The organism is Acetatifactor sp., from assembly GCF_982438285.1.
In genome coordinates this window covers 1-1,689 of record NZ_CEWDFQ010000495.1, presented here as the reverse complement: position 1 = coordinate 1,689, position 1,689 = coordinate 1, and the positions used below count along the sequence as shown (strand labels likewise).

Here is a 1,689-nt window from a genome sequence, read left to right as displayed (position 1 = left end):
CCCACAACCAAAACCCTCCCCCTCTCAAAAAAACCCCGGCCCCACGGGTTGTTAAAACCGGAATCCGCCATATCCGCTTTGTTTAAAAGAAGAATCCGCGTCTTATTCTTTCCCAGCTCATCAATATCCGGATTTCTGCTGCTTAAGGGAATACGTGCATCCACCAGCTCAATAATCAGGTCGATCAGCTTTATATTTTCCTGCATCATACGCTTTGCCTTCGTCATATGACCCGGATACCATTGATAATTCATGTTGTAAATACCTCTGTCTGTTATTTTACGAAGCCCATGCCTGATTCCTCACACGCCATGTGAAACCACGCTTTCCCAATGATATTTTCCTCCCGCACGGCACCGATATTAGCCGATCGGCTGTCCTCGCTGTTGTTTGGATTGTCCCCCATGCAGAAATATTCTCCGCTCCCCAAAACATAGCGATTCCCGGCAATTCCCGGGTCAAGAATCTTCTCCGTGACCCATTCGCTCTCAAGTCCATTCACATAAAGGACTCCATCCTGAATGCTTAAAGTGTCCCCCGGAACGCCCACTACCCGTTTTATATAATAATGGGATTTTTCATTGCCGTTTGGAAGGAACACCACCACATCTCCCCGTCTGGGAGAGGATAAAATATACAGAAACCGGTCCACAAGTATTGTTTGACCATTATACAGGGAAGGCTCCATGGAAATACCTACCACCTCTGTGGTCATGCCAAAGAAAAAGCTGGCCGCTGCCGCAATAAAAACAGAAGCGAGTATGCCGAAAATCCAGCTGAATATTTCCCTCACTGCCGCCTGGCTTATCTTCTTCCTTCTCTTATAAAAGCTGAGTCCTCTGTTGTGCCTTGCCATGATTCCTTCCTGTTTTGTTCCTGTGATTATCCAACATAGTATAACACATTTTTTCCGGTGGGAAAAGAGGGCGGTGATAAAAACCGGGGAATGCAGGAAACAAGGCACTATGAAAAGAGACATCATGACTACAAAGAATCATGATGTCTCCCATATGAAATAACAGTTCAGCCCGCGCCATTCGCATCCGGTTTTTCATCGGTAACTGTCAGCAGATACGCTCCGCCCCGGTCTATGGCAAACATAGCCTGCCCGCCTCTGGTCACCTGGTATGAGCCCTCATAAACCAGCATCTGGCGTCGTTCATCCAGTCTGTACCAATTTGCATATTTCCCGGCATATTCCTGTCCCACCGCAATGTGAATGTTCACAGGAATATTTATTTCACCTGCATTTTTCACAGAAAACTGCCTGTAAAACAAGGTGTTTCGTGTTCCCGTGCGCAAAAGCCTCTCCGGCACATTTTCTTCATCACATACTACCGTCAGGTTCACGGTACCCTGGACTCCTAAGCCTGCCAGCACAGAATTTGTCAGCTCCATGCCTCTTACGCTTACAGCCGTTCCCTGGCCATTGTGGAAGGCCAGAGTGATTTCCCTTCCCTGAATAGACGCCAGCACCTCTGCCGGAACCTGTACTTCCTCCGCTGAAACAAAATTCATATTCACATCAGCTACAGCAGTATTTTCTTCCAGGGCAGCGAGACGTTCCTGTACACTGTTCCCCACAGCTTCCCAGTCCAGAGCAGTGCTTCTTTGATTACCCGCTCCGCCTTCCTGTACTGACGGCTGGGATGCACCTGTACCACCCTGATTTTCAGTTTCTCCGGAAGT

The 1,689-nt window shown here is 48.1% G+C and carries 2 protein-coding genes and 1 pseudogene; all 3 read right to left on the bottom strand.

Going from position 1 to position 1,689, the window contains the following annotated elements; translation table 11 throughout:
• A pseudogene (locus AC1WIP_RS15635) lies at positions 1–254 on the bottom strand (ribosome biogenesis GTPase YlqF); the annotation flags it as partial.
• A 20-nt stretch (positions 255–274) separates the two neighbouring features.
• Positions 275–856 carry a signal peptidase I gene (gene lepB / locus AC1WIP_RS15630; protein ID WP_481142694.1) on the bottom strand — a complete coding sequence of 194 codons (582 nt, stop codon included), beginning with the start codon at positions 854–856 and terminating at the stop codon, positions 275–277.
• Between the two features lie 167 nt (positions 857–1,023).
• Complete coding sequence (locus tag AC1WIP_RS15625; protein WP_481142693.1) at positions 1,024–1,518, bottom strand: hypothetical protein; 495 nt, start codon at positions 1,516–1,518, stop codon at positions 1,024–1,026.
• Positions 1,519–1,689: the final 171 nt, after the last annotated feature.